At 65.0% G+C, this 26685-nt stretch carries 24 protein-coding genes; 11 read left to right on the forward strand and 13 right to left on the reverse strand.

Features of this window, described 5'->3' with window-relative positions; translation table 11 throughout:
* Positions 1-5: 5 nt before the first annotated feature.
* Positions 6-1100 (forward strand): ABC transporter ATP-binding protein, encoded by a 1095-nt coding sequence (locus KYK29_RS02440; protein WP_254690056.1) that lies wholly within the window; start codon positions 6-8, stop codon positions 1098-1100.
* A gap of 79 nt (positions 1101-1179) precedes the next feature.
* Here KYK29_RS02440 and KYK29_RS02445 read toward each other — a convergent pair whose 3' ends face one another.
* Together KYK29_RS02445 and KYK29_RS02450 are read right to left on the reverse strand one after the other, a co-directional pair.
* Entirely contained in the window at positions 1180-2262 is a 1083-nt protein-coding gene (locus tag KYK29_RS02445; protein WP_437437209.1) for an extracellular solute-binding protein, read from the reverse strand.
* 30 nt (positions 2263-2292) lie between these two features.
* A complete protein-coding gene (locus tag KYK29_RS02450; RefSeq protein ID WP_437437226.1) occupies positions 2293-2982 on the reverse strand; it encodes a TetR family transcriptional regulator C-terminal domain-containing protein in 690 nt (229 codons plus the stop codon).
* Between the two features lie 354 nt (positions 2983-3336).
* On the opposite strand from KYK29_RS02450, the gene KYK29_RS02455 reads away from it, so the two are divergent.
* From KYK29_RS02455 to KYK29_RS02470, 4 genes are read left to right on the forward strand one after another with little or no spacing between them, the layout of a single operon-like run.
* On the forward strand, positions 3337-4956 hold the full coding sequence (locus KYK29_RS02455; RefSeq protein WP_254689257.1) for a phytoene desaturase family protein: 1620 nt from the start codon (positions 3337-3339) through the stop codon (positions 4954-4956).
* On the forward strand, positions 4943-6520 hold the full coding sequence (locus KYK29_RS02460) for a phytoene desaturase family protein (RefSeq protein ID WP_254689258.1): 1578 nt from the start codon (positions 4943-4945) through the stop codon (positions 6518-6520). Before KYK29_RS02455 ends, KYK29_RS02460 begins: the two co-directional genes overlap by 14 nt.
* On the forward strand, positions 6517-7740 hold the full coding sequence (locus tag KYK29_RS02465; protein WP_254689259.1) for an aminomethyl transferase family protein: 1224 nt from the start codon (positions 6517-6519) through the stop codon (positions 7738-7740). The genes KYK29_RS02460 and KYK29_RS02465 overlap by 4 nt, the downstream gene beginning before the upstream one ends.
* A 5-nt stretch (positions 7741-7745) precedes the next feature.
* Entirely contained in the window at positions 7746-8012 is a 267-nt protein-coding gene (locus tag KYK29_RS02470; RefSeq protein WP_254689260.1) for a hypothetical protein, read from the forward strand.
* A gap of 9 nt (positions 8013-8021) precedes the next feature.
* On the opposite strand, the gene KYK29_RS02475 is transcribed toward KYK29_RS02470, so the two are convergent.
* From KYK29_RS02475 to KYK29_RS02515, 9 genes are all read right to left on the reverse strand, one after another.
* Positions 8022-8675 carry a TetR family transcriptional regulator gene (locus KYK29_RS02475; RefSeq protein WP_254689261.1) on the reverse strand — a complete coding sequence of 218 codons (654 nt, stop codon included), beginning with the start codon at positions 8673-8675 and terminating at the stop codon, positions 8022-8024.
* A 4-nt stretch (positions 8676-8679) separates the two neighbouring features.
* Positions 8680-11814, reverse strand: a complete 3135-nt coding sequence (locus KYK29_RS02480; protein ID WP_254689262.1) for a multidrug efflux RND transporter permease subunit — start codon at positions 11812-11814, stop codon at positions 8680-8682.
* 11 nt (positions 11815-11825) lie between these two features.
* Complete coding sequence (locus tag KYK29_RS02485; protein ID WP_254689263.1) at positions 11826-13088, reverse strand: efflux RND transporter periplasmic adaptor subunit; 1263 nt, start codon at positions 13086-13088, stop codon at positions 11826-11828.
* Positions 13089-13278: 190 nt separating this feature from the next.
* Positions 13279-14280, reverse strand: a complete 1002-nt coding sequence (locus tag KYK29_RS02490) for an ABC transporter ATP-binding protein (RefSeq protein WP_254689264.1) — start codon at positions 14278-14280, stop codon at positions 13279-13281.
* Between the two features lie 11 nt (positions 14281-14291).
* On the reverse strand, positions 14292-15356 hold the full coding sequence (locus KYK29_RS02495; protein ID WP_254689265.1) for a Gfo/Idh/MocA family protein: 1065 nt from the start codon (positions 15354-15356) through the stop codon (positions 14292-14294).
* Entirely contained in the window at positions 15353-16192 is an 840-nt protein-coding gene (locus tag KYK29_RS02500; protein ID WP_254690059.1) for a carbohydrate ABC transporter permease, read from the reverse strand. Before KYK29_RS02500 ends, KYK29_RS02495 begins: the two co-directional genes overlap by 4 nt.
* Before the next feature lie 19 nt (positions 16193-16211).
* On the reverse strand, positions 16212-17162 hold the full coding sequence (locus KYK29_RS02505) for a carbohydrate ABC transporter permease (protein WP_254689266.1): 951 nt from the start codon (positions 17160-17162) through the stop codon (positions 16212-16214).
* A gap of 221 nt (positions 17163-17383) precedes the next feature.
* Positions 17384-18643, reverse strand: coding sequence for an ABC transporter substrate-binding protein (locus tag KYK29_RS02510; protein ID WP_254689267.1), 1260 nt, complete (start codon positions 18641-18643; stop codon positions 17384-17386).
* A 43-nt stretch (positions 18644-18686) separates the two neighbouring features.
* Positions 18687-19580 (reverse strand): N-acetylmuramic acid 6-phosphate etherase, encoded by an 894-nt coding sequence (locus KYK29_RS02515; protein WP_254689268.1) that lies wholly within the window; start codon positions 19578-19580, stop codon positions 18687-18689.
* Positions 19581-19774: 194 nt separating this feature from the next.
* Here KYK29_RS02515 and KYK29_RS02520 point away from each other — a divergent pair, with 194 nt between their 5' ends.
* The 6 genes from KYK29_RS02520 to KYK29_RS02545 all read left to right on the forward strand — a co-directional run bounded on the left by KYK29_RS02520 (position 19775) and on the right by KYK29_RS02545 (position 25401).
* On the forward strand, positions 19775-20680 hold the full coding sequence (locus KYK29_RS02520) for a glucosamine kinase nucleotide-binding domain-containing protein (RefSeq protein ID WP_254689269.1): 906 nt from the start codon (positions 19775-19777) through the stop codon (positions 20678-20680).
* Positions 20677-21441, forward strand: a complete 765-nt coding sequence (locus tag KYK29_RS02525) for a GntR family transcriptional regulator (RefSeq protein ID WP_254689270.1) — start codon at positions 20677-20679, stop codon at positions 21439-21441. The genes KYK29_RS02520 and KYK29_RS02525 overlap by 4 nt, the downstream gene beginning before the upstream one ends.
* A 37-nt stretch (positions 21442-21478) precedes the next feature.
* Positions 21479-22501 (forward strand): SIS domain-containing protein, encoded by a 1023-nt coding sequence (locus KYK29_RS02530; RefSeq protein WP_254689271.1) that lies wholly within the window; start codon positions 21479-21481, stop codon positions 22499-22501.
* Positions 22498-23658, forward strand: coding sequence for an N-acetylglucosamine-6-phosphate deacetylase (gene nagA / locus KYK29_RS02535; RefSeq protein WP_254689272.1), 1161 nt, complete (start codon positions 22498-22500; stop codon positions 23656-23658). Before KYK29_RS02530 ends, nagA begins: the two co-directional genes overlap by 4 nt.
* A 117-nt stretch (positions 23659-23775) precedes the next feature.
* Positions 23776-24831: a dipeptidase gene (locus KYK29_RS02540; protein ID WP_254689273.1), complete on the forward strand. Its 1056-nt coding sequence runs from the start codon at positions 23776-23778 to the stop codon at positions 24829-24831.
* 114 nt (positions 24832-24945) lie between these two features.
* Entirely contained in the window at positions 24946-25401 is a 456-nt protein-coding gene (locus KYK29_RS02545) for a CreA family protein (RefSeq protein WP_254690060.1), read from the forward strand.
* Positions 25402-25626: 225 nt separating this feature from the next.
* Here the strand turns inward: KYK29_RS02545 and KYK29_RS02550 are convergent, their stop codons facing one another.
* Positions 25627-25980, reverse strand: a complete 354-nt coding sequence (locus KYK29_RS02550; RefSeq protein ID WP_254689274.1) for a hypothetical protein — start codon at positions 25978-25980, stop codon at positions 25627-25629.
* A gap of 171 nt (positions 25981-26151) precedes the next feature.
* Complete coding sequence (locus KYK29_RS02555; RefSeq protein ID WP_254689275.1) at positions 26152-26616, reverse strand: chemotaxis protein CheW; 465 nt, start codon at positions 26614-26616, stop codon at positions 26152-26154.
* Between the last annotated feature and the right edge of the window lie 69 nt (positions 26617-26685).

Below are 26685 nucleotides of genomic sequence, written 5' to 3' on the forward strand. Positions count from 1 at the left end.
GCACCATGATCCGCATCGACGCCGTGTCGAAGTTCTACGGCATCTACAAGGCGCTGGACGCCGTCTCCCTGACCATCGGCGAAGGCGAATTCTTTTCGCTGCTCGGCCCTTCCGGCTGCGGCAAGACCACGCTGCTGCGATCCATCGCCGGCTTCGAGACGCCGACGAGCGGCGAGATCCATATCGACGGCGTACCGTCGGTCATGCTGCCGCCGAACCGCCGCCCGACCAATATGGTGTTCCAGAGCTACGCCATCTTCCCTCATCTCGACGTCGCCGAAAACGTCGCCTACGGCCTGAAACGGCTGCGGCTTTCGCGGGAAGACGAGGCAAGGCGGGTGGGGGATGCACTCGAACAGGTGCGCCTCGCGGGCCTTGGAAAACGCCAGGCGCACGAATTGTCGGGCGGCCAGCGCCAGCGCGTGGCGCTGGCCCGCGCGCTCGTCATGCGGCCGAAGGTGCTGCTTCTCGACGAGCCCCTGTCGGCGCTCGACAAGAAACTGCGCGAGGAGATGCAGGTGGAATTGCGCCAATTGCAGAAGGCCGTCGGCATCACCTTCATTCTCGTCACCCACGATCAATACGAGGCGCTGGCGCTGTCGGACCGCATCGCGGTGATGTTCGGCGGAAAAATCGCCCAGGTCGCGACACCGAAGGAAATCTACCAGCATCCGCGCACCCGCAAGGTCGCCGACTTCCTCGGCGGCATGAACTTCCTGAGCGGCCGGATTCTCGGCGAACAGGCCGGCACCGTCTCCGTCGACGCCGCCCGCTTCGGCGCCGTCAACCTCGGCAAGCCGCCGGGGTTCACCGCCGCCGACGGCCGCGTGACCCTCGGTATCCGTCCCGAGCGGCTACGGTTGCTGTGGGACGACGAGCGCGCCCCGCACGAACTTTCCGGCCGCCTCGAGAACCGCGCCTATTTCGGTGAAGTCACCCATCTGTCCGTCGGCGTGGAGGGGCTGGAAGCCCCCCTGTCGATGGTGGAAACCAATAGCTACGGCGCGGACGACCTGCCCATCGGGGCGGAAATCCGGCTTGCCTACGATCCCGACGCCTTCGTCCTTCTGGCGGAAGATCCGCCCGTCTCAAGAGTGTGAAGGCCGCCTTCTCCCCGCCGGAGGAGAAGACGGCCCGCAAGGGCGAAGGGATATCGGAGAAAGGTGGCCGCGCCGCCTGTCAGTACCCCGCCTTGATCTTCTCGAACTCCGCGATCATCTTCTGGCGCAGTTCTATCGGCATGGGCGACTGGAACAGCGTGTTGGCGACAAAGGCGTCGACATCGTCATAGCCTTTTTCGGCGAGAATCTCCGGTGCGACGGCGGCCATGCCCTTGGCGTTGGAATGGCCGTAGCCCCAGCTTTCCACCATATAGGCGGCGGCTTCCGGGTCGGTGATGGCGTTGAGATAGTCATAGGCGAGCGCCTCGCTGCCCTCCCCGTCCTTCAGCCGCACATAGCCGCAGACCCAGGTTGAAAGCCCCTCCGTCGTGCCCTTGTTCATGGCCACCGGGATATCGTCGGCCTGAAGCGTGGTGGCGGTCTCGTTCCACGCCCAGGCCAGATCGACCTCGCCGCTGCCCATCGCCTGGCTGAGATCGGTGTTGTCCGTCCAGTAGAGCCGCACGTTCTTGTGCACGGCACGCAGGAAATCCGACGCTTCGGCAAATTGCGCATCGGTCATCTGCGCCCAGTCCTTGAGCCCGATCGCCAGGCTCGCCAGCGCATAGGCGTCGTCCACATTGTCGCCGATCGACACCCGGTCCTTGAACTTCGGGTCCGCGAAGGCCTTGAGCGAGGTCACCTCTTCGGGCTGCACGGTATCGGTGCGATAGGTCAGCACGGTATTGCCCCACTCGAACGGCAGGAACCAGGCCGTTCCGTCCTCCGAGGTCATCAGGTTCTTCATGCCGGAAATGCTCGGCAGGACATCAGCCCAATGGGTAAGCTTCGATGTATCCAGCGGCTCCAGCAATCCCGCCTCGCGCCATTTGACGACGCTCTGCGAGCAGGGGTGCGCAAGGTCCGCCTTGAAGCCGGAGCGCAATTTCTGGAATGCTTCCTCCTCATCGCCGAAAAAGCTGAAATCCGGCGAGCCGCCATGCTTTTCCGTATAGGCCGGGTGGAACGCCGGGTCCTCGTAGCCCGACCAGTCGAACACGGTCAGCGTATCGTCGGCAAGGACCGGAAGGGCGGTCCCCAGTGAAAGGAGCGCGGTCAACGCCGCCATCGTGAAACGTCTTGCGATGATTGCTCTTGTCATGCCGTTCTCCTCCTCTTGTGCAGACCCGGTCTAGGGCGCGGCGGGTCCTTGCCGCGTCAGATGCCTCGGAAAAATATTGACGACAAACTCGATGGCCGCCTCCAGCGCCTTCTCGCGCGTGGTCCCGTCCCCCATCATCAGGCGAAGCCAGAGACCTTCGAGCAGGGCGCAAAGCGAGATCGCCATCGGCTCCGGCGCATAGCTGTATCCGCCCTCCGCCTTCAGTTCAGCGCAAAGCTGGATCACCGTCTCCTGATATTTCACGTCGCGTGCACCGCATAGCGCCTGATAGGTTGGCCGGGATTTCGCCTCGCCCCAGAAGGCGCACCAGGCGGCAAGCTTGCGTTTCGTGCAGATACGGCGGTCGAAATCGGCCTGCACCAGCGCCCAGAGGCGGCTTGCGGCGGAAGGACCGACCCGCTCCAGCGCGCCGCCCCAATGGTCCGCATATTCCTCCGCCATATATTGCAGCGTGGCGACGAGCAGGTTCTCCTTGCTCTCGAAATGAAAATTGACGATGCCGCGCGAAAGCCCCGCTCCGTCCGCGACGTCGGCAAGTGTGGTCTCGGAATAGCCGCGCTTGGCAAGCGAATCGATCGTCGCCTCGATGAGCTGCTGCCGCCGCGTCTCCTTGGAAGCCTTGCGCCCGCGCTTTTCGCCCTCGCCCGAAACCCGCTCCGCAGCCTTCATCGAAGCCTTGCCCGCCGTGCCTGCCCGCATCTTCGTCGCCGCCTTTCCGTCAGGGTCACGCAGCATCGCGATCAGGATCCCGATCCGGCCGGCCCGCTGCCGCCGGGATAAGCGGAAGAAAACGGCCGGCCGTCAAGAACCTTCCGCAGCTTGAACCCGAAGGCGGCTGCGCGCGCCGCGACGGCCCGCCGCTGCCCTGCCGTATCCTGTCTGCCCGCCGTCGCCATGACTTTCCTTCGCCTTCCGCCTCGTTGCGGCTCCGATACCTGAAAAAATTGTAGCGGATAATCAGCCCATTGCAATAACCTTGCTGAACGATCATTCAGAATAACTGGACAACGTTTTGCTTTTGATGCAGCTTTTAGAAACAAGGGAGGCATCGATATGCGGAAATTCGACGCGATTATCGTCGGCGGAGGACATAATGGGCTGGTGACCGCCTGCTATCTCCAGCGCGCCGGCCTCAATGTCGCGGTTCTGGAAAAGAACGGCTGGGTCGGCGGTGCGGCGACGAGCCGGGAGCTGACGCCCGGCTTCCTCTATTCGAACTGTTCCTACGTCTGCTCGCTCTTCCGGCCGGAGATCATGCGCGATCTCGAATTGCCGAAACACGGGCTCCAGGTCATCGCCTACGAGGGCGGCGCGGTCTTCACCCGCGATGGCGACTATCTCGCCTCCTACCGCGACCACGACAGCCATCGCCGCGAGTTTTCCCGCTATTCGAAGCGCGACGCCGAAGCCTACGACCGTTACGCCCGCGACGTCACCCGGCAATGCCGTTTCATTCAGCCGCTGCTGATGCGGACGGCCCCCGACCCCTTCGGCTTCCGCCCGCGCGATATTTCCGAACTGCTCTATCTGGCGCGCAAGTTCGGCGAATTCGGCCCGCAGGAAATGGCGCAGACGCTGCGCTTCTGGACCATGTCGATTGCCGATTTCCTCGACGAATATTTCGAGACCGACGTGATCAAGGCCTATCTGGCGCTCTCGGGCATCATCGGCACGGCGCTGGGGCCGATGTCGCCGGGCACGGCCTATGTGCTGCTGCATCATTACATGGGCGAGGTGGACGGTTCGGTCGGCGCCTGGGGCTATGCGCGCGGCGGCATGGGCGCCGTCACGCAGGCGCTTGCCCGCTCCTTCGAGGCCTCCGGCGGCACGATCCGCACCGATGCCCCCGTGGACAGGATCCTGTCGCGGGGCGGCCGGACGAGCGGCGTCGTTCTGGAGGATGGAGAGGAAGTGCGCGCGCCGCTCGTCGTGTCCAACGCCGATGTGAAGCGGACCTTCCTCGATCTCGTTTCCGAAAAGGACCTGCCGGGCGACTTCGTGCACCGCGTGAAGCATTTCAAGATGCGCGGCTCCTCCGGCAAGGTGAATATCGCCCTCGACAGCCTGCCGGAATTTCCCGCCCTGCCGGAGGGCTCGGCCTGTATTCGCGGCGACATGCATTTCACCGATTCCGTCGAACGGATGGAACGCGCCTATGACGACTGGAAGGCCGGGCGCTGGTCGGCCGATCCCTTCCTCGACATGATGATCCCGACCACCATCGACCCGACCATGACGTCCCCCGGCAAGCATTTCATGAGCTGTTTCGTGCAATATTGCCCGCCGAAACTTGCAGGCCGCGAGTGGACGGACGCCGACCGTGACGCCTTCGCGGAAACGGTGGTCAGCCAGATCGCCGAATATTCTCCCGGCTTCCGCGACCGCATCGTGCATATGGAGGTGCGAACCCCGCGCGAGATCGAACGCGAGGTCGGCATCACGGAAGGCAATATCTTCCAGGGCGAACTGACGTTCGACCAGTTGCTGTTCAATCGGCCGGTGCCCGGCTATGCGCAATACCGCAGCCCCATCGCCGGCCTTTACATGTGCGGCTCCTCCACCCATCCGGGCGGCGGGGTCATGGGCGCGCCGGGCCGCAATGCGGCAATCGAGATCCTGCGCGATCTCAAGCGTCCCACCGAACGGATGAGCAAAGCCCATGAAGTCGTCTGACACGTTGCAATCTTCCTATGACGTCATCGTCATCGGCGCCGGCCACAACGGGCTTGCCGCCGCTGCGAAACTGGCGAAAGCCGGCCGCAGCGTGCTCGTTCTCGAAGCGGCGGCGGAACCGGGCGGCGCGCTGGTCGGCCGGGAATTTTCGCCCGGCTACCGCTCCGCCGGCCTCGGCCATATCCTCAACCGGCTGGACGCCGAGGCCGCGCGGGATATCGGCCTCGACCTGGCCGTCGGCCGCAGCCTCGCCCCCACGACGGCCCTCGACGGTTCGGGACGCGCGGTGGTCCTGCGCGGCGCCTATGGCGAGGAGGTCGAGGGCGTGAGCGCCGCCGACGCCGACGCCTTTTACCGGCTGCGCAAGAAACTGATCTTCCAGGCCGCCGTGCTCAAGCGCTTCCTGCGCCGGCCACCGCCAAGGCTCGACGGGGTTTCGCCCGGCGACATCGCCGGCTTTGCCGCCGCCGGCCTCGGCCTTTTGCGCAAGGGGCGCGGAGAGGCGCGCGACTTCCTGCGCATGTTGCTGATGAATGTCGCCGACGTGGCCGACGAATATCTCGCCGACGACCGGCTGAAAGGGCTTCTGGCCTTCGACGCGACCCTCGGCATCCATCTCGGCCCCCGCTCGCCGACATCGCTTCTCGGGCTCTACTATCGCCTGACGGGCGAGATATCCGGCAAGCCCGGCGGCCAGATCGTTCCCGAAGGCGGAATGGCGGCGCTCGCCCCGGCCTTTCGGCGGGCGGCGGAAAACGCCGGCGTGACGATCCGCTGCAACACGCCCGTCGCACGCGTCCTTGTCGACCGGGGGCGCGCCAGCGGCGTTTTGACGGAGGACGGAACGGAAATCGCCGCCACCGTCATCGTCTCGGCGATCCATCCGCAGAAGACCTTCCTCGATCTGGTCGACCCCGCCGAAAGCGACACCGGTTTCATCCGGTCGATGCGCAATCTGCGCAGCCATGGCAATGTCGCAAGGCTCGACCTCGCGCTCGACCGGTTGCCGACCTTCTCCGGCCTTCCCGCCGATGCGCGACACGGCCGCATCGTGCTTGTCCGCTCGATGGAGCAGGTGGAAACGGCCTTCAACCCGGCGAAATATGGAGAATTCTCCCCCGATCCGGTGATGGAGATCACCTTCCCGAGCCTTGCCGACCCTTCGCTGGCCCCGCCGGGCGGCTGCACGCTTTCGGCGCTCGTCCAATATGCCCCCTACCGCCTGAAACAGGGGTGGGAGAGCGGAAAGCCGGCGTTCCTGAAGATCCTTCTCGACACGCTCGAACAGCACGCGCCCGGCATCGGCTGGTCCATCGCCGCCGCCGACCTGATGACGCCCGTCGATATCGAACGGGAATACAACCTGCCCGGCGGCCACTGGCACCACGGCGAGCTTCAGGCCGACCATCTTCTGGTCAACCGCCCGATCAACGCCGCCTCCCGCTACGCGACACCCGTCGAGGGGCTTTATCTCGCCAGCGCCGGCGCGCATCCGGGCGGCGGCATTTCCGCCCTGCCCGGCTGGAACGCCGCACGCCACATTCTCGCGGGAGCCACGCCATGACCACGATCTTTGCCGAGGGACGCCGCGCCGCGCAAACCCATATTCTCACACCGCGCCTCGAAACGCCTTTCCATGCCCGTCTTGCCGCGCTGGATACGCTCAACGAATGGTACACATGGAGCGGCTGCAAAGCGCCGCACGCCCTTTCCGATCCGGAACTGGAATATTTCGCCATCCGCTCGACGGCAGCGCTTTTCGATATCTCGCCGATGGTGAAATATCGCATCGCCGGCCCGGATGCCGAACGTTATCTCAACCGGCTGACGCTGCGCGACGTGCGCCGGCTCGCCGTCAATCGTGTCCATTATACCGCCTGGTGCGACGACCACGGCCATGTGCTGGACGACGGCACCCTGTTCCGGCTCGGCGAGACGGATTTCCGCCTGTGCTGCCAGGAACGTCACCTGCCCTGGCTTCTGGACAGCGCCTTCGGCTTTTCCGTCGATATCCGCGAGGAAACCGAGGCCGTCGCCGGCCTCGCCCTTCAGGGGCCCACCAGTTTCGCGGTTCTTGCAGCAGCCGGCTTCGGGGACGTCCAGCAGTTGAAGCCCTTCGACAGCACGACGCTTCCCCATGACGACGTCAGCGTGACGATCTCGCGCACCGGCTTCACCGGCGATCTCGGCTACGAGCTGTTCGTGCCGCGCGCGCGTGCGCTCTCGCTCTGGGACCGGCTGTGGACGGCGGGTGCGGCCCACGGCATCCGCGCCATCGGCTATGACGCGCTCAACCAGGCTCGCATCGAGGCCGGCTTCATCGTAGCCAATGGCGATTTCATCACCGCCGACGGCGCGCTTCGCGCCGACCGTGTGCGCATGCCCGACGAGATCGGCCTCGACTGGCTGGTCGATCCGGACAAGCCGCACTTCAACGGCCGCAATGCGATCCTGGCGGCACGGCGGAATCAAACTCTTAAAAACATCCTCGTCGGCCTTGAAATCGAAGGAAATATTCCGGCGGAGCATGCATTGGTCTACCATCGCCGTAAGCATGAGGCCGGCATCGTCACCGCCGGCATCTGGTCCCCCACCGCCAAGCGCAATATCGCGATCGCCAGTCTCGAGCGCCCATATGGCTCGCTCTACAAGGACGATCTCTGGGTGGAGATCTACGCCCTGCGCGAATTGAAATACCAGAAGATGATGAAACGGGCGAAGATCGTACCGCGCCCGTTCCTTCGGCTGGCGCGGCGCAGCGCCACACCGCCGGGCCTGAGGTAGAGATCATGGATGCGCAGACACGCCGCAACTGGCGGATCATCATGACGCCGCCGGGGGCGGAATGGTCCGGGCGGGCGCGCTACGCCGCGGCGATGTATTTCTATCAGCGCGGCGACATGGCGTCGGATACGCTGGAGGTCTATCGCATCTGTTCCAGGATCGACACGGAAAACCCCGTCGACGTCCTCAAGCGCTGGCGGATCGGGGCGGAATGGATCGGGCGGCTGGAGGAGGCTTGCCGAGCCATGGACAGCGCACCGGATCCGCAATGATGGTATCCCTCAACGTCCGCCGGGACACCCATCGCGATCGCTTTCAAGGATCTGGCCGAGCGCGAAGCTGCGGAACAGCCGGCTGACGCCTTCGCGTCCTTCCGCCACGATATCGAAGCGGCGGCCGAACAGCAGCCATTCCGCGCAAAGCCCCTTGATCATCCAGCGCAGGGTCGACGCCGCCGACTGCGGCGTCCAGATCCGGTTCATGCGCCCCTGCTCCAGGGCCCGTGCAAAAACCGTTTCCAGCGCGAGCATATGACGGTCGTCGATATCGTGCTGGCGGGTGCAGACATCGGCGAATTCGCCGCCATAATCGCAGCGCAGCAGGATCGACAGGATGCGCTGGCGTTGCTCATCCCGGGAAAGAAGCTCGATCCATTCGCCGACGAGCCGCTCCATCAGCGCCAGCGCATCGGTTTCCGGAGCCTCCAGTCCTCGGGCGAGAAGGTCTTCCTGCGGCAGCGGCACCGAATTGCAGAGAGCCATGAACAATTCGGAGCGATTGGCGAAATGCCAGTAGATGGCGCCCCGCGTGACGCCGGCCGCGCGCGCGACCTCCTCCATGGAGGCATTGGCGACGCCCTTCTCGTAGAAGACCCGCTCGGCCGCCAGCAGGATCTGCTGGCGGGTTTCCCTGGCCCGCGCCTTGCTTCGACGCATGGCGTCACTCCACGGCGGTCGGCGCGCTTTCGGCGGTCTCCTTGCGCTTGCCGTAACCGAACAACCGCATCACGAAGACGAAGAACACCGGCACGAAGAACACCGCAAGCACCGTCGCCGAGATCATCCCGCCCATGACGCCGGTGCCGATGGCCCGCTGGCTGCCCGAGCTTGCGCCCGAAGCGATCACCAGCGGCAGAACGCCGAGCGTGAAGGCGAGCGAGGTCATGAGGATCGGACGGAAGCGCAGGTGGCAGGCCTCGATGGCCGCCTCCAGCAGCGGCTTGCCCTCCGCCATCTGCTCCTTGGCGAACTCGATGATCAGGATCGCGTTCTTCGCCGACAGGCCGATGATCGCGATCAGGCCGACCTTGAAGTAGACGTCGTTCGACATGTCGCGCAGCATGACGAACAGCACCGAGCCGATCACCCCGAGCGGCACCGCCAGGATGACGGCGATCGGAATCGACCAGCTTTCATAAAGGGCCGCAAGGCACAGGAAGACGAGCAGGCACGACAGGCCGATGAGGATCGGCGCTTGCGAGCCCGACTGGATTTCCTGCAGCGACTGCCCCGTCCATTCGTAGCCGAAGCCCGGCGGCAATTGCGCAAACAGCCGCTCCATTTCCGCAATGGCGTCGCCGGAGGAGAAGCCCGGCTTGGTGTCGCCGCTGATGCGGACGGCGGGATAACCGTTGTAGCCCACGGTCTGCGTCGGCGCCTTGACCCATTCCACCACCGCGAAGGCGGACAGCGGAACCATGCCGCCATTCGAGTTGCGGACGTTGAGGTTGAGGAGATCGGCAACCTGCATGCGCTTGTTCTCGTCCGCCTGCACCGTCACGCGCTGCATGCGGCCCGCATTCGGAAAGTCGTTCACATAGGTCGAGCCGAGATTGGTCGAGATCGTCGAATTGATATCGGCGAAGGTCACGCCGAACGTGTTGGCCTTCTCGCGATCGATGACGATATCGAGCTGGGCGGCGTCCGGCATGCCTTCGAAGCGGACGCCCAGCAGGACGGGGCTCTCGGCGGCAAGGCCGATAAGCTGGTCGCGCGCTGCGGCCAGCGCCGCCTCGCCAAGACCGGCGCGGTCCTGCAGGCGGAAGGAGAAGCCCCCCGTCGTGCCGAGGCCCTGGATCGGCGGCGGCGACAGCGCGAAGCTGATCGCATCCTTGATCTGGCTCATGGCCATCGTGGCCCGGCCGGCGATCGATTGCGCCGAATCGTCCGGCCCGCGCGTGCTCCAGTCATGCAGCGTGACGAAGGCGAGGCCGGCGTTCTGGCCGCTGCCGAAGAAGGAAAAGCCGTTGATCGCGACGATGGTGTTGACCGCGTCCTCCTGGCCGAAGATCTTCTCCGTCTGGGCGATCACCTCGTCCGTCCGGTGGCCGGTCGCCTCCGAGGGGAGTTGCATCATCACGATGACGAAGCCCTGGTCCTCATCCGGCAGGAAGGAGGACGGAAGCTGTATGAACAGATAGCCGAGGCCGGCCAGAAGCGCCACATAGATCACCATGACGCGGCCGATCCGGTGCACCAGCCAGCCGACCGTCGAGGAATAGCCGTGCGAGGTGCGGTCGAAGGAGCGGTTGAACCAGCCGAAGAAGCCGCGCTTCACCTGATGATGCCCCTTCGGCACCTGCTTCAGGAAGCTGGCGCAAAGCGCCGGCGTCAGCGACAACGCGAGGAAGGCCGAGAACAGGATCGATACGACCATCGTCAGCGAGAACTGCTGGTAGATGACGCCGACCGCGCCGGGAAAGAAACCCATCGGAATGAACACCGAGGCCAGCACCAGCGTGATGCCGATGACGGCGCCGGTGATCTGCTTCATCGCCTTGCGGGTGGCTTCCCTGGGCGGCAGCCCCTCCTCCGACATGATGCGCTCGACGTTTTCGACGACGATGATCGCATCGTCCACGAGAATGCCGATGGCCAGCACCATGGCGAACATGGTCAGCACGTTGATCGAGAAGCCCATCGCCAGCATCACCGCGCAGGCCCCGAGCAGCGCGATCGGCACGACGATCGTCGGGATCACCGTGTAGCGGATGTTCTGAAGGAAGAGGAAGATCACGAGGAAGACGAGCCCCACCGCCTCGAGCAGCGTGTGCAGCACTTTCTCGATCGAGACCTTCACGAAGGGAGAGGTGTCATAGGGGATCGAATATTCGAGGCCCGGCGGGAAGAACTTCGACAGTTCGTCCATCCGCTCCTTGATGGCGGCGGAGGTTTCCATGGCGTTGCCGGTCGGGGCGAGCTGGACGCCGATGGCCGCGGAGGGCCGGCCGTTGAGGCGGGTCGAGAAGTTGTAGCTTTCGCCGCCGACCTCGATGCGGGCGACGTCGCGCAGCCGCACGGCCGAGCCGTCGGCATTGGCGCGCAGAACGATGGCGCCGAATTCCTCCGGCGTGCCGAGCTGGCCCTTGATATTGACGGGCGCCGCGATCTGCTGGGTGATCGGGTTCGGCTGCGCGCCGATGGAGCCGGCGGCGATCTGCGCGTTCTGCACCTGGATTGCGGCCGTCACATCGGCGGCCGTCAGGTTGAGGCCGAGCATCCGGTCGGGATCGAGCCAGACGCGCATGGAGCGCTGGGTGGCGAAGACCTGTGCGCGGCCGACACCCGGCACGCGCTGGATCTCGCTGAGCACGTTGCGGTTCAGGTAATCGCCGAGGCCGATGGCGTCCGTCGACCCGTCAAGCGAGGTCAGCGCCACGATCAGCAGGAAGCCGGAGCCCGCCTCGTCGACCTGAACGCCCTGACGCTTGACGCTGTCGGGAAGGCGCGGCTCGACGCGGCGCACGCGGTTCTGCACCTCGACGGCCGCCTGGCCGGCGTCCGTACCCGGCGCGAAGGTGACGTCGATGCCGACCGAGCCGGAAGACGACGAGGTCGATTCGAAATAGAGCAGCCCCTCGATGCCGTTCAACTCGTTCTCGATGAGTTGCGTGACGCTCTGATAGGTGTCCTGCGAGGACGCGCCGGCATAGGTGGTGTTGATCGAGATCTGCGGCGGCGCGACATTCGGATATTGCGAAACGGGCAGCAGCGGGATCGCGATGACCCCGGCCAGCATGATGAAAATGGCGACGACCCAGGCAAAGATCGGCCTGTCGATGAAAAAACCGGGCATCGTTCAGATCCTCACTTCGCTTCCGTTGCGGGCGCGGCATCCGAACCGTCTCCGGCCGTGTCCCCGTCGGGAGAAGGGGCGGCCTCGTCGGTTTTGGCCGGTGCGGCTTCGGCCGGCTGATCGCCCGAAAGCGCTTCTGCGGCAGGCGTCCATTCGGCCGGAGCGACCTCGCCGCCGGGCTGCACCTTCTGGAAGCCCTCGACGATGATCTTCTCCCCGTTCTTCAGGCCGTCGGTGACGACCCAGCGCGTGTCGACCGCCCGGCCGACGGTCACCTGCCGGATGCTGGTCTTGTTTTCGTCGTTGACGACGTAGACCTGCGCCCTGCCGGAGCTGTCGCGCTGAACCGCCTGCTGCGGCACGAGGATCGCATCCTTCTGCACGCCCTGTTCGATCAGCACGCGCACATACATGCCCGGCAGAAGATCGCCCTCGGGATTGGGGAACTCGCCGCGCAGCGTCACCTGTCCGGTCGAAGCGTCGACCGCGGCTTCGGAGAAGAGCAGCTTGCCGTCATGGGCATAGGTGGTGCCGTCGTCGAGAAGAAGCTTCACATCGGCCGCATTGCTGTCGTCGATGAGGGCGCCATCCTCCAGCGCCTTGCGCAGGCGCATGAGATCGGTCGCCGGCTGGGTGAAGTCGGCATAGACCGGATCGAGTTGCTGGATCGTCGCCATGTTCTCGCCGCTGGCGCTGACGAGCGCGCCCTCGGTGATGAGCGCGCGGCCGATGCGGCCGCTGATCGGCGCCGTCACATTGGCGTATTCGAGATTGAGCTGCGCGGAAGCAAGACCGGCATCCGCAATGCCGACGTCGGCGTCGGCCTGCGCGAGCTGGGCGACAGCGTCGTCATATTGCTGGGCCGATGCGACATTCGACTTGCGGAGCTGTTCCTGCCGGTCGGCCGCCTGCCTTGCCTGCATCTGCACTGCCTGGGCGCGGCGCAGCGTCGCCTCGGCGCTGTCTACCTGCACCTGGAAGGGCTTGGGATCGATCCGATAAAGCACGTCCCCCTGCTGAACCATCGAGCCCTGCTCGAACACCCGCTCGACGATGATGCCCGAAACACGCGGACGGACCTCCGCCGTACGGGTGGCGGCGATACGTCCCGGCAGATCGTTGGTCAGCGGCAGCACTTCGGCCTTTACGGTCACGACGGCCACTTGCGGCGGCGGGAAGGCGGCGTCTGCCTGCTGCGCCTGTTCCTCCTTGCAGCCGGCCAGGATCATCAGGGCGCAAAGGGTCGCAATCGAAAAGGGTCTCGTGAAACGCATGGGATCTTCCATCGTCGAAATTCGGCCAGAAGGGCCGCAAAGCTGAAAACAGGCCGATGCGGCGGATCCTTGCCCGGCCTCATCGCAACATACAAACAGGGCTGTATGTTAAATCCTGCCTTTTGACAATCGCGCCGAAAACACAGGCGTGAAGAAATGGCGGATCATCACGATTTTATGATGAGGGGCCTCATCGTATCGCTCGTCCATCAGCGCCGAAGCGGTGCATCTGTTCGCCCGCCGGCGTGGCGAAGACCTCTTCGCCGGGGTGATAGTGATGCTCGCCGAACAGCCGGACCGTGACGATCCCGGCCTTTTCCGATTCGAGATAGAGGATCGTGTCGGCCCCGAGATGTTCCACATGCGCGACATTCGTCGCCCATTCGCCGCTCTGGCGCGACAGCGTGATATGCTCCGGGCGAATGCCGATCGTCCTCGCCTCCTGAATGCCGAGACGCTCCGCATCGATGAAATTCATGCTCGGCGAGCCGATGAAGCCCGCCACGAAGAGATTGGCCGGCCGGTTGTAGAGTTCCATCGGCGAGCCGATCTGCTGGATCACGCCACCGTCGAGCACGACGATCTTGTCGGCGAGCGTCATCGCCTCCACCTGATCGTGCGTGACATAGATCATCGTCGCCTTCAGGTCCCGATGCAGCCGGGCGATCTCCAGCCGCGTATTGACGCGCAGCGCCGCATCGAGATTGGACAGCGGTTCGTCGAACAGGAACAGCTTCGGCTCGCGCACGATGGCGCGGCCGATGGCGACACGCTGGCGCTGCCCCCCGGACAGTTCGGCCGGCCGGCGGTCCAGATAAGGCTCAAGCGACAGCATCGCCGCCGCCGCCTTCACCCGCGTCGCGACCTCCGCCTTCGACGCGCCCGCCTGCTTGAGGCCGAGGCCCATGTTGTCGCGAACATTCAGGTGCGGATAGAGCGCATAGGACTGGAACACCATGGCGATACCGCGTTTGGCGGGCGGCACCGCCGAGACCTCAGCGCCGTCGATCAGGATGGCGCCCGAGGTCGCATCCTCCAGGCCGGCGATGATGCGCAGCAACGTCGATTTCCCGCAGCCCGATGGTCCGACGAAGATGACCAGTTCCCCGTCCTCCACCTCCAGGTCGATGCCCTTGAGGACATCGACCGAGCCGAAGGCTTTGTGCACGGATTTCAATGTGAGAGAGCCCACGAAACGTCCCCTTAGAGCTTGACCGGCCGGCCGGTGCGGACGCTTTCGTCCGCCGCCAGGCATATGCGCAGCGACTGCACGGCGTCGTCCATGTGCCGCGACAGATCGAGGTCCTCGCGGATGGCCCTGAGCACGAAGGCCTGCTCCCGGTCGCACAATTCCTGATGCCCCGGCTCCCCGTCCATGACGAGATCCTCGTCCCGCCGCACGAAAGCGCCGTCCGGTCCCGTTTCGGCGCTGTGCAGGCGGATGACCGCGGTCTTCGTATGGGTGTCGATATCGTCGGACCGGGCGTTCGGGTCCATGACGATGGAGACCGATCCCTTCGGCGACATGACGTCCTTCACGAAAAAGGCGGTTTCCGAGATCATCGGACCCCAGGCGGCCTCGTACCAGCCGAGCGAACCGTCGGCGAACAGAACCTGCAAATGGCCGTAATTATACATCTGCGGCGCGATCTCGTCGGACAGGCGCAGCCCCATGCCGCGAACCTCGACGGCCTTCGCGTCGGTGATCTGGCACATCACGTCGAGGTAATGCACGCCGCAGTCGACGATCGGCGGCGTGCTTTCCAGCAGCGCCTTGTGGGTCGCCCAGGTCGGTCCGCTCGACTGCTGGTTCAGGTTCATGCGGAAGACATAGGGGCCGCCGAGCTTGCGGGCTTCCTCGATGAGACGCATCCAGGACGGATGATGGCGCAGGATATAGCCGACCACCAGCTTGCGGCCGTTGGCGCGGGCGCAGGCGACGACGCGCTCCGCATCCGCCACCGTGGTCGCCAGCGGCTTCTCCACGAAGACATGGGCGCCCGCCTCCATCGCCATGACGGCATAGTCCGCATGACTGTCGGAATAGGTATTGATCGAGCAAAGTTCCGGCTGCAACGCCTTCAGCGCCTCCTTGAAGGAGGGCAGGATCTCGTAGCCGGACAGCGCTTCCGGAAGCGCGACCTTCGAGCGGTTGACCAGCCCGGCGATCTCGAAGCCGGGGTTCTCGTGATAGGCGAGCGCATGGCTGCGCCCCATATTGCCAAGGCCCGCGGAAAGAACGCGGATGGGGGATGCCGTCAAGGTCATTTCACTGCTCCGGAAGTAATGCCGCGGATGAGCTGCCGCGAGAAAGCGAGATAAAGGACGAGAACCGGCAGAATCGCCAGCGACAGCGCCGCAAGCACGGCGTTCCAGTTGGTGACGAACTGGCCGATGAACATCTGTGCGCCGAGCGTCACCGTCTTGGTCGCCTCGCCGGGTGCGAGAATCAGCGGGAACCACAGGTCGTTCCAGATCGGGATCATCGTGAAGACGGCGACCGTCGCCATGGCCGGGCGCACCAGCGGCAGCACGAGACGGAAGAAGATCGCATATTCCGAAAGCCCGTCGATGCGGCCGGCATTTTTGAGGTCGTCGGAAACGGTCCGCATGAACTCCGACAGGATGAAGACCGCAAGCGGGATCCCCTGCGCCGTATAGACGAGGATCAGCGCCGTCAGCGTGTTGACGAGCCCGGTCGCCACCATACCCTGGAGGATCGCCACGGTGCCGAGCCGGATGGGAATCATGATGCCGAGCGCAAGATAGAGCCCCATCAGCGAATTGCCGCGGAAGCGGTATTCCGACAGCGCGAAAGCGGCCATCGCGCCGAACAGCAGCACCAGCGCGATCGCAACGACGGTGACGATCATGCTGTTCTGGAAATAGCTGGCGAAATCGCCCTGCTTGAGAACCGTCGCATAGCCGACAAGGTCGAAGGTCTCCGCCGTCGGCAATTGCATGGGATTGCGGAAGATCGCGTTCCGGCTCTTCACCGAATTGATCAGCGTCAGGAAGACCGGAAAGAGCGAGACCAGTGCATAGGCGACGAGCGCCAGATGGACCAGCGCCATGCGTGAAAACGAAATGCGTGCCCTGGGCAACATGCCAGCTTCTCCCGGCTCAGAACTGGTAGCGGCGGATACGCCGCTGCACGACGAAGAGATAGAAGGCGACGCCGGCGAGGATGATCAGGAACATCACCGTGGCGATGGTCGCGCCCATCGAGCGGTCGCCGAGCTGGAGCTGGAAGCCGAAGAAGGTGCGATAGAGCAGCGTGCCGAGGATGTCGGTCGACTTGTCCGGCCCGGCAAGCGCGCCCTGCACGGTGTAGACGAGGTCGAAGGCGTTGAAATTGCCGACGAAGGTCAGGATCGAGATGATGCCGATGGCCGGCAGGACCAGCGGCAGCTTGATCTTCCAGAACTGGCTCCAGCCGGTGACGCCGTCGCATTCGGCCGCCTCGATCACCTCGTCGGGAATGTTGAGCAATGCGGCATAGATCAGCATCATCGGAATGCCCACATATTGCCACACGGAGATCAGCGACACGGCGATCAGCGCCGAATCCGGCTTGCCGAGCCAGGGGGAAAACAATGATTTCAGCCCGACCAGATCCATCAGATAGGGCGAGACGCCCCAGATCGGCGAGAGGATCAGCTTCCAGATGAAACCGACGATCACGAAGGACAGGAGCGTCGGCAGGAAGATCGCGGTGCGGTAGACGGCGGAAAACCGCAGCTTCGGTGTCGACAGCATGGCGGCGAGCGCCACGCCGATCGGGTTCTGCACCAGCATGTGGATGGCGAAGAAGATGAAGTTGTTCTTCAGCGCATTCCAGAAGTCCGCAGCCCAGCGGGCATCCCCGAACAGCACCTTGAAGTTGCCCAGGCCGACGAAGGTCGACTGGCCGTCCACCGTATTGAACAGCGACAGGCGCAGCGTCTCGACGAGCGGCAGGATCATCACCGCCGTATAGACGAGAACGGCCGGCAGCAGGAACACCGCGATATGCCAGCGGCGAGGCCGTCTCGCCACGCCGGCTGCATCCTGAAAGAGGGTTGCGTCGCTCATGGCCCTGCTTGCTCCGTCCGGTCCATCAATGCCTGCCGTTCCTGCCTGTCGCCCATGCCTGTCGCCCATGGCAACGCGCGCGGTACGCGCGGCCCGCGACCGTCCATGCGAACCTCGGCCTGCAAGATTATGCCGGGGCGGCCGCTTCAGCCCTCCTCCCCGGCGGGGAGGAGGATGACAGGCGAAGGAAGCGCCTGCCGAAAGACGGCAAGGAGCTTGCCTTACTCAGCCGGCTTGTACCAGCTGTCGAGTCCGTCCTGGAGCTTCTTGGCCGCCTCTTCCGGCGTATCGATGCCGTTGATGACGTTGGCCGATTCCGTCCAGGTCTCGTTTTCCAGATTCGGCGTTCCGCGCGACAGGATCTGGTAGGTCGAACGGATCGTCGGCTGGCACTTTTCACGCCAGGAGACGAACTCCTGCGCCAGCGGATCCTCCATCTTCACCGCCGTCGAGTTCAGGCTGAAGAAGCCCGGCAGCGAATTGGCGTAGATGTCGGCGAATTCCGGCGACGCCACGAAGGACAGGAACGTCTTCGCCGCATCCGCATTGGCGCTCTTGGCGTTGAGGCCGATGCCGATATCGTTGTGGTCGGAGATATAGCAGGTGTCGCCCGCCGTCTTCACCGGCGGCGGGAATGCGCCCATGTTGAACTGGGCCTGGGTATTGAACAGGCCGATTTCCCAGGATCCGGCCGGGAAGATCGCCGCGCGGCCGAGCGAGAACAGGTTCTGGCTGTCGGGATAGGTCTGCGCCTCGAAGCCATCGCCGAGATAGTCCTTCCACTTGGCGAGAACGCGGAACGGCTCGACCCAGCCCTCATCCGTCAGCTTCTGCGTGCCGGCGATCAGCGCCTTGCGGCCCTCCTCGCCCTTCCAGTAGGTCGGGCCGATATTCTGGTAACCCATGGTCGCGGCTTCCCAGAGGTCCTTGGTGCCCATGGCCATCGGGATGTAATTGCCGTCGGCCTTGATCTTGTCGAGAAGCGCGAAGAACTCGTCTTCCGTCGCCGGCGGCGCAAGTCCCAGTTCGTCGAAGATGTCCTTGTTGTAGATGAAGCCGTGAATGACCGAGGCCATCGGCACGCAGAAGGTGGTCGCGCCATCGTCCGTCGTCCAGGCGGACCGGGCGACATCGGAGAAGTTCTCCATGCCCGGCAGATCGTTGAGGCTGGTCAGATGCCCCTTGTTGTAGAGTTCCAGAGAGGCGTCGAAGGGGCGGCAGGTGATGAGGTCGCCCGCCGACCCCGCGTCGAGCTTGGCGTTCAGGGCGGCGTTATACTCGGTCGGAGCCGATGGCGAGAACACCACCTTGATGCCCGGGTTCTTCGCCTCGAAGGCCGGAATGATCTTCTCCTGCCAGATGGAAAGGTCGTCGTTGCGCCAGCTTTCGACGGTCAGCGTCACGTCCTCGGCCTGCGCCGCTCCGGCCATGGCGAGAACGCTCGTGGCAAGAAGCAGGCCCCTGATTGTGCTGCGTGTCATGTCTTTCTCCCCTTTTTTGCGCGCATGCGCGATCGAGTTCGTCCTATCCGAATGTTTCGAGGGCCCGGCGCAAGCTCTGCCCCGACCGTTCGAGCGCCGCCGCCGCAGCGCGCGAATCCGCCGCACCCGCCGCCAGCAGCACCGCCGTCTTGACCGAACCGCCGGAGCGCGCAAGCAGGCGTTCCGCCTCGTCGAAATCGACGCCGGCGATATCGGAGACGATGCGCGCCGCCCGCCCCCTCAGCTTGATATTATCCGCCTTGAGATTGACCATATGCCCGTCATGGACATGGCCGAGATGAATGCCGACAAGCGTGGAAAACAGATTGAGGGCGATCTTCTGCGCCGTGCCCGCCCCCATGCGCGTCGAGCCGGAAACCACCTCCGGCGGCGTCGCCAGCACAATGGACGCGTCCGCGCCCGAAAACAGCGGCGCGCCGGGGTTATTGGCAAGCGCCACAAGACGCGCGCCTCTTGCCCGGCCATATTCGGCGACCGCCACCGCATAGGGTGTCGAACCGCTGGCCGAGACGACGACAACGCAATCCTTCGCGCCGATCGCCGCCGCTTCGGCGTCCGCCGCCCCTTGCGCCCGATCGTCCTCGAAGCCGCCGGCCAGATCCTCAAGGCTCGCCATGCCGCCAGCAAGCAGGATAACGATACGTTCGCGCGCGATACCATAGGTCCCGGGAAGCTCAAGCGCATCCGCCATTGCCATCAGGCCCGAACTGCCGGCGCCGGCATAGACGAGGCGCCCGCCCGCCGAAAGCGCGTCCGCCGCAAGCCGCGCAGCCGTCGCGATATCCGCAAGGGCTGCATCGACCACCGCCGCGGCCGCCTTCTGGGCGTCTGCCAGCACCTTCAGCACGTCGACCGGGCGAAGCTCGTCCAGTCCCGCCGCGCTCCGGTGCCTGCCCTCGGTCTCGCCTGTGGCCATCCTCGCTCCTCCTTGGATAAATTAATGCCAAAAAAAGACCAATTGTCTACCGCAAATTAACTTTCGGTTTCATTTTCCCAATACGAAATATTTTAATCTTTATTAATCAACAGGCTACGGTTCGCCCGCATTGCCCGTCAGCTTTCCTCTTGGTTATTGGTATTTTTTTGGTATCGTCAGCGCCGGAGGTTCTCATGGCTCATCACATCCTCGGCATCGATGGTGGCGGCACCAGTTGCCGCGCGGCGGTCGCCGACCGGCAAGGCGTCGTCCTCGGGCGCGGGCGCAGTGGTGCGGCCAATATCCTGACGGACCCCAACAGCGCCATCGTCTCCATCACCGAGGCCGCACGCGCCGCCTTCCGCGACGCCGGGCTCGACGAGGACGGCGTCGCCGACGCCTCGGCCTTCCTCGGCCTTGCCGGGACCAATGTCGGCGACCTGACCCGATATGTGCGCGACCGGCTGCCCTTCCGGCATACGGATATCGATTCCGACGGCCTGATCGCCTTGCAGGGCGCACTCGGCGATGGCGACGGAGCCGTGGCGATCCTCGGCACCGGCTCCATCTATATGGGCCGCCTCAAGGGCGTCACCCGTTATGTTGGCGGCTGGGGTTTCGTCGTCGGCGATCTCGGCGGCGGCGCGCGGCTTGGTCATGCCCTGTTGCAGGAAGCGCTGCTGGCCCATGATCGCGTCCATCCGCCAGGCAGCGCGACCGAAGCCGTACTTGCGGAATTCCGGCACGATCCGCGCCACATCGTCGAATTCGCCCGCCTGTCGAAGCCCGGCGATTTCGGCCGCTTCGCGCCGCTGGTCTTCGAGCACGCCGGAAAGGGCGACGCCTGCGCGCTCGCCCTCATCGAGGCGGCTGCCGCAGCGGTCAACGAATCGCTCGACGCCATCGCGACGCTGAGCGGCGCGCCGCGTCTCTGCCTGCTCGGCGGCCTCGCGCCGCTCTATCCGCCATGGCTTGCACAACGGCATCGGTCGATCCTTGTCGAGCCCGAAGCCGATGCGTTGGCCGGCGCCGTGGCGCTGGCCGCCAGCCACCTCCGCGACCGGATGGGGAAGCAGGCCAGGACGGGGGAACAGGCATGACCGGGACGCTCGCGGCGATCCTCTCGCCGCAAAGCCTTCAGGCCGGCGGCCCCGGGCCGCTCTATCTCAAGCTGCGCCAGGCGCTGGAAGATGCGATCAGTTCCGGAAAGCTCAATCATGGCGACGCCCTGCCACCCGAACGCGATCTCGCCGGCTATGCCAATATCAGCCGCGTCACGGTACGCAAGGCTGTCGACGACCTTGTGAAGGACGGACTGCTGGTGCGCCGCCAGGGGTCGGGGACCTTCGTCGTCAAGCCGGTGGCCAAGGTGGAGCAATCCCTCTCGCGTCTCACTTCCTTCACCGAGGACATGGCGCGACGCGGCCTTGCCACCCGCGCGCGCTGGCTCGACCGCGACCTCTGCCATCCCTCCCCGGACGAGATGATGATGCTCGGCCTGCCGGCGGACGCGCTGGTCGCCCGGCTGGGGCGCCTGCGCATCGCCGGCGACATGCCGCTCGCCATCGAACGCGCCTGTATCTCCGCGGAATTCCTGCCCGACCCGCTGGAGGTGACGGGTTCGCTCTATGCGACGCTGGAGCGCCGTGGCTGCCGGCCGGTACGCGCCGTCCAGCGCATCTCCGCCTACAACATGAAGGACCCCGACGCCTCCATCCTGGATGTTCCGGTCGGCGCGGCCGGTCTGTCCATCGAACGGGTCTCCTACCTTCGTTCCGGCCGGGTGGTGGAGTTCACCCGTTCGGTCTACCGTGGCGACGCCTACGACTTCGTCGCCGAACTGACGCTCTCCGGCCCGTGACGGCCAACGGACGCCGCCAACCGACGAAAGGCAAATCATGCAGACCGATATGCGCCGTGAAATCGATGAGATTCCCGAGGCGGCCGCCCGCTTGCTGGCCAATGCCTCGGATGCCATCGCCGGCACCGGCCGCGCATTACGCAGGCATGACCCGCGCTTCCTGGTCACCGTGGCGCGCGGATCGTCCGATCATGCCGCCCTCTTCCTGAGATACGCCATCGCGCTGACCGCCGGCCGGCCGGTCGCCGCGCTCGGCCCGTCGCTTGCGTCCATTTACGGCGCCCCCCTGAAACTGGAGGGCGGCGCGGCGATCGCCATCTCGCAATCCGGGAAAAGCCCGGACATCGTCGCCCTGGCCGAAAGCGCCACGGCGGGCGGCGCGCTTTCCATCGCGCTCACCAATACGCTCCCCTCGCCGCTTTCGAGCGCCTGCACCCACGCGCTCGACCTGAACGCCGGACCGGAGATCAGCGTCGCGGCGACCAAGTCCTATGTGAACTCCATCGTCGCCGGTCTCGCCATCCTGGCGGAATGGACCGGCGACAGCGCGCTGACGCGCGCCGTCGCAGCGCTTCCCGATCACCTTGCCCGCGCCGTCGCGCTCGACTGGAGCAACCTGTCCGAGGGACTGGCCGGCGCGCAATCGCTCTATGTCCTCGGGCGCGGGCCGGCGCTCGCCATCGCCAGCGAGGCGGCGCTGAAGTTCAAGGAAACCTGCGGCATGCACGCCGAGGCCTATTCGTCGGCGGAGGTGCTGCATGGCCCGGTCGCGCTGGTCGGCCCCGCTTTTCCGGTCATCGCCCTTGCCGCGCGCGACGCCGCCGAGGCTTCGGTGCGCGCCATGGCCGACGAGATCGCCGGACGCGGCGCCTTCGCCTGCGTCACCGCCGATGGCGCAAAACGCGCAGCCGGCCTGCCTTACGTGGCGACCGGCCACCCGCTCACCGACGCGCTGGCCCTGATCGTTCCCTTCTACGGCTTCGTGGAATCCTGGTCGCGCAGCCGCGGCCTTGATCCCGACAAGCCGGTCAATCTCAAGAAAGTGACGGAAACCCGATGAACGCCCTAACCGCCATTACCGGAGCCCGGATCTTCGACGGCGACCTCTGGCACGACGACAGCGCCCTCCTGTTCGAAGACGGCAGGATCGCCGGCATCGTCGGCGAGCGTGAGGTGCCGGCGGCCGCCCGGACGGTGGCCATGGCCGGGCTTTCGCTCGTTCCCGGCTTCATCGATCTCCAGGTCAACGGCGGCGGCGGCGTGCTGCTCAACGAGCGCCCCGACATCGACGGCATCCGCGCCATTTGCGCCGCCCATGCCCGCTTCGGCACCACGGCGCTGTTGCCGACGCTGATCACCGACACGCCCGACGTCACCGAAGCCGCCATCGACGCCGGCGTGAAGGCCCGTCGCTCCGGCGTCCCGGGCTTTCTCGGGCTTCATCTGGAAGGGCCGCATCTGTCGCTTGCCCGCAAGGGAGCCCATGATCCGCAATTCATCCGGCCGATGGAGCAGGCCGATCTCGACCGGACCGTCGCCGCCTGCGCGCAACTCGATGTTCTGCTCATGACGCTTGCACCCGAAAACGTCACCAATGAACAGATCGCCGCTCTGGCCGCCGCCGGCGTCATCGTCAGCCTCGGCCATTCGGACACCGGCTACGCCACCGCCGCCGCGGCGATCGAGGCCGGCGCGCGGATGGCGACCCATCTTTTCAACGCCATGAGCCCGCTTTCCCATCGCGAGCCCGGACTGGTCGGCGCGGTGCTGGATCTCGGCCATGTCCATGCCGGCCTGATCGCCGACGGATATCATGTCGATCCCGCCGCCATCGGCGTGGCGCTGCGCGCCAAGCGCGGGCCCGGCCGCATCTTCCTCGTCACCGACGCCATGGCGCCGCTCGGTACCGACATGACCGGCTTCCGCCTTAACGGCCGCGAAATCTTCCGCAAGGACGGGCGGCTGACGCTTGCCGACGGAACGCTCGCCGGCGCGGATACCGACATGATGGCCTGCGTGCGCTTCATGCACCGGCACGTCGGTCTCGATCTCGACGAAGCCTTGCGCATGGCCTCGCTCTATCCCGCCGAAGCCATCGGCATGACCGGCCGCAAGGGACGGCTGACCCATGGTCACGACGCCGATTTCGCCGCGCTGGATGCAAGCCTCTCGGTCGCCGCCACCTGGATCGGCGGCAGGCCTGCCTTCGCCGCATGAGACCCGCGACCGCTACCACGCGCCTTGCGAGGCGTGGTGGAATCGGCTCTACCCTTGTCCGTGACCGCCGCCGGAATCCGGCGCAGACGGCTCTCAACCCTTGCCCCGGAGTGGCGGATGCAACTGATTTTCGATGGCCATAACGATGTTCTTTCAAGGCTTTGGGATCATGCGCGCGAAGGCGCGGACCCGGTTGCCGAATTCGTCGAGGGAACCGGCAAGGGCCATATCGACGCGCCGCGCGCGCGCAAGGGCGGGCTTGCCGGCGGCTTCTGCGCCATCTATGTCGCGACCCCCGGCGGCTATCCGCCCCGCGTCGTCGACGAGAACGGCCATTATGACATTCCCATGGTCGGGCCGCTGGATCAGGCCGCAGCCCTCGACACGGCGCTGGAAATGGCCGCCATCGCCTTCCGGCTGGAACGCGCCGGGGCGCTCTCGATCTGCCGTTCGACCGCCGAGATCCGCGCCGCGATGGCGGCCGGCCGCTTTGCCGCCGTGCTCCACATCGAAGGCTGCGAGCCGCTTTCCGACAATCTCGCCACGCTGGAAACGCTTCATGCCGCCGGGTTGCGCTCGCTCGGACCGGTCTGGAGCCGGCACAACCGGTTCGGCCACGGCGTGCCCTTCGCCTTTCCCTCCTCGCCCGACACCGGCCCCGGCCTCACCGACGCCGGTTTCGAACTGGTCAGGGCCTGCGACCGGCTGGGCGTGATGATCGACCTTTCCCATATCACCGAACAGGGCTTCTGGGATGTGGCCCGGACCAGCACCGCGCCGCTCGTCGCCACCCATTCCAACGCCCATGCCCTGACGCCGATCTCGCGCAACCTCACCGACCGGCAACTCGACGCCATCCGCGAACGCAAGGGCGTCGCCGGCCTCAACTACGCCACCACCATGTTGCGTCCCGACGGTCTCGAAAACGCCGACACGCCGCTTTCCGACATGGTGCGCCACATCGACTATATGGTCGAACGGATGGGCATCGATTGCGTGGCGATCGGTTCCGACTTCGACGGCGCGACGATCCCGGCGGCAATCGGCGACGCGGCGGGCAATCAGGCGCTCGTCCAGGCGCTTGCCGCTGCCGGATATGACGAGCAGGATCTGGCGAAACTGTGCCGCGAAAACTGGCTGCGTCTTCTGGGAACCGTCTGGCGCGAGACCTGAACCGGATCCCCGCGCGGTTTTGTTGAATGCTCAAGGCCCTGGCAAGCGAACAAGGAGATCCGCATGTCGCAGAAAACGAACCGGGCGAAACGCCTGACGCCGATCGCCGTTCTCATGGCTGTCTTCTCCGCCCTGCCCGCCGCCGCCGAGACCGTGGGCAAGGTCGGCGTCGACTGGATCGGCAACGACATCTATGTCGACGCGGTCACCGATCCCGAGGTCGAGGGCGTCACCTGCCACATCACCTATTTCGACCGCAGCGTCATCGACCGGCTGAAGAAGGGCAACTGGTTCGAGGATCCCTCGAACAACGCGATCGCCTGCCGGCAGAGGGGGCCGGTGACGGTCGGCGATATCGATCTGGGGAAAGGCGGAGAGGAGGTCTTCAAGTCCGGCCTGTCGCTGATCTGGAAGTCCCTGGTGGTCACCCGCATCTACGATCGCAAGAACGATACGCTCATCTATCTCGCCCATTCGCGGCAGGTCACCGAAGGTTCCGCGAAAATGTCGATCTCGACCGTGCCGCTCTACGGTGAAGCGGTCACCTGGAAGAACGGCAAGCCGGAATAAGAGCACCTGATAAAACCTCCGGGCGGAGGATGGCCGAGGGATTCTCCTGCGTCCGCAAGGCGGCAACCGCAGTCGATGCCAGAGGTATCGGCGAGGATTGACGGCGCAGCAGGCGACCAAAAGAACCGGCCAGCCGTCCCCATGAGGTTTCATGGGGTGCTCCAGAAGACGCCCCGGCCATCAACGGGCCGGGGCGCGTTCCGGAATGAATCCTCGAGAAGACCATTACTTGACGTAGACGATCCGGCTGCCGTCGGCGGCGGACTGGATGTCGACGACATTCTGGAGCTGGACGTTCTGCGCGGCAAGCGCTGCTTCCAGAGCCGGATCATTGGCGAGTTCGGCCTGGGTCTTTTCCACCTCGCCGGGCGTGTTCATCTTGCTCTGGAGGCGGTTGAGGTCGGCGCTCAGATTGCTGTCGCCTTCCATCGAACCGATGTTCACGACGCGGATGCTGTCGGTCGAAATCGCGCCGGTGCTCATCGTATCGGCGGGCATGGTTTCCTGCGCGTAGGCCACGCCGGCCAGCGGAGAAACCGCAAGCATCGACGAAACGACGAGTGTAACCATCTTGTTCATGACAATCTCCATTGGTTTCCAGGTGCGGAAAGCAATGGAAAAACGACGACAAGCCCGGACGGTTCCCATAAATTTACGGAAACTGCCGATTGTTACCACATGGTAATCTTCCATCACGTTGACGTGAACCGCCTGAAGCCGGCGGTTCACGCATCAGGAAGAGCCCGATCGTCAGGCGGCCTGGGCGAGTTCGTCCGCGATGACGGTATCCAGATTGAGGAAGCAGACCATCGACTTCTCCAGTGCAACGATGCCGCGGCAGAAGGCGCGCTGGGCTTCGGGAATGATCTCCGGCGGCGGTTGCAGGTCCTCGGCGCGAATGGTCATCATGTCCGAGACCTGCTCGACCAGAAGCCCCACGAGCTTTCCGGCGATGTCGGTGACGATGATCGCCGACCGTTCCGACGGCTCCGTCATCTTCATGCCGAGCCGGCAGGCCATGTCGATGACCGGGATGACCGCACCGCGCAGGTTGATGAGACCGAGCACGTAGGACGGCGTGTGCGGCATCGGCGTCACGGGGGCCCATCCGCGGATTTCCCGGATGGCCATGATGTCGATGCAGAACTCCTGGTCCGCAAGGTGAAAGGAGACGATCTCGAGATAGTCGCCGGACTGCTTGATGGCATTGGACATAACTGGAACTCTTCCCGGATGCATGAATTTTGATGAACCGTGCCAAAGATACATTAACAAAGCCTGAGG

This window comes from Shinella daejeonensis, assembly GCF_024281235.1.
GTDB lineage: Bacteria > Pseudomonadota > Alphaproteobacteria > Rhizobiales > Rhizobiaceae > Shinella > Shinella daejeonensis.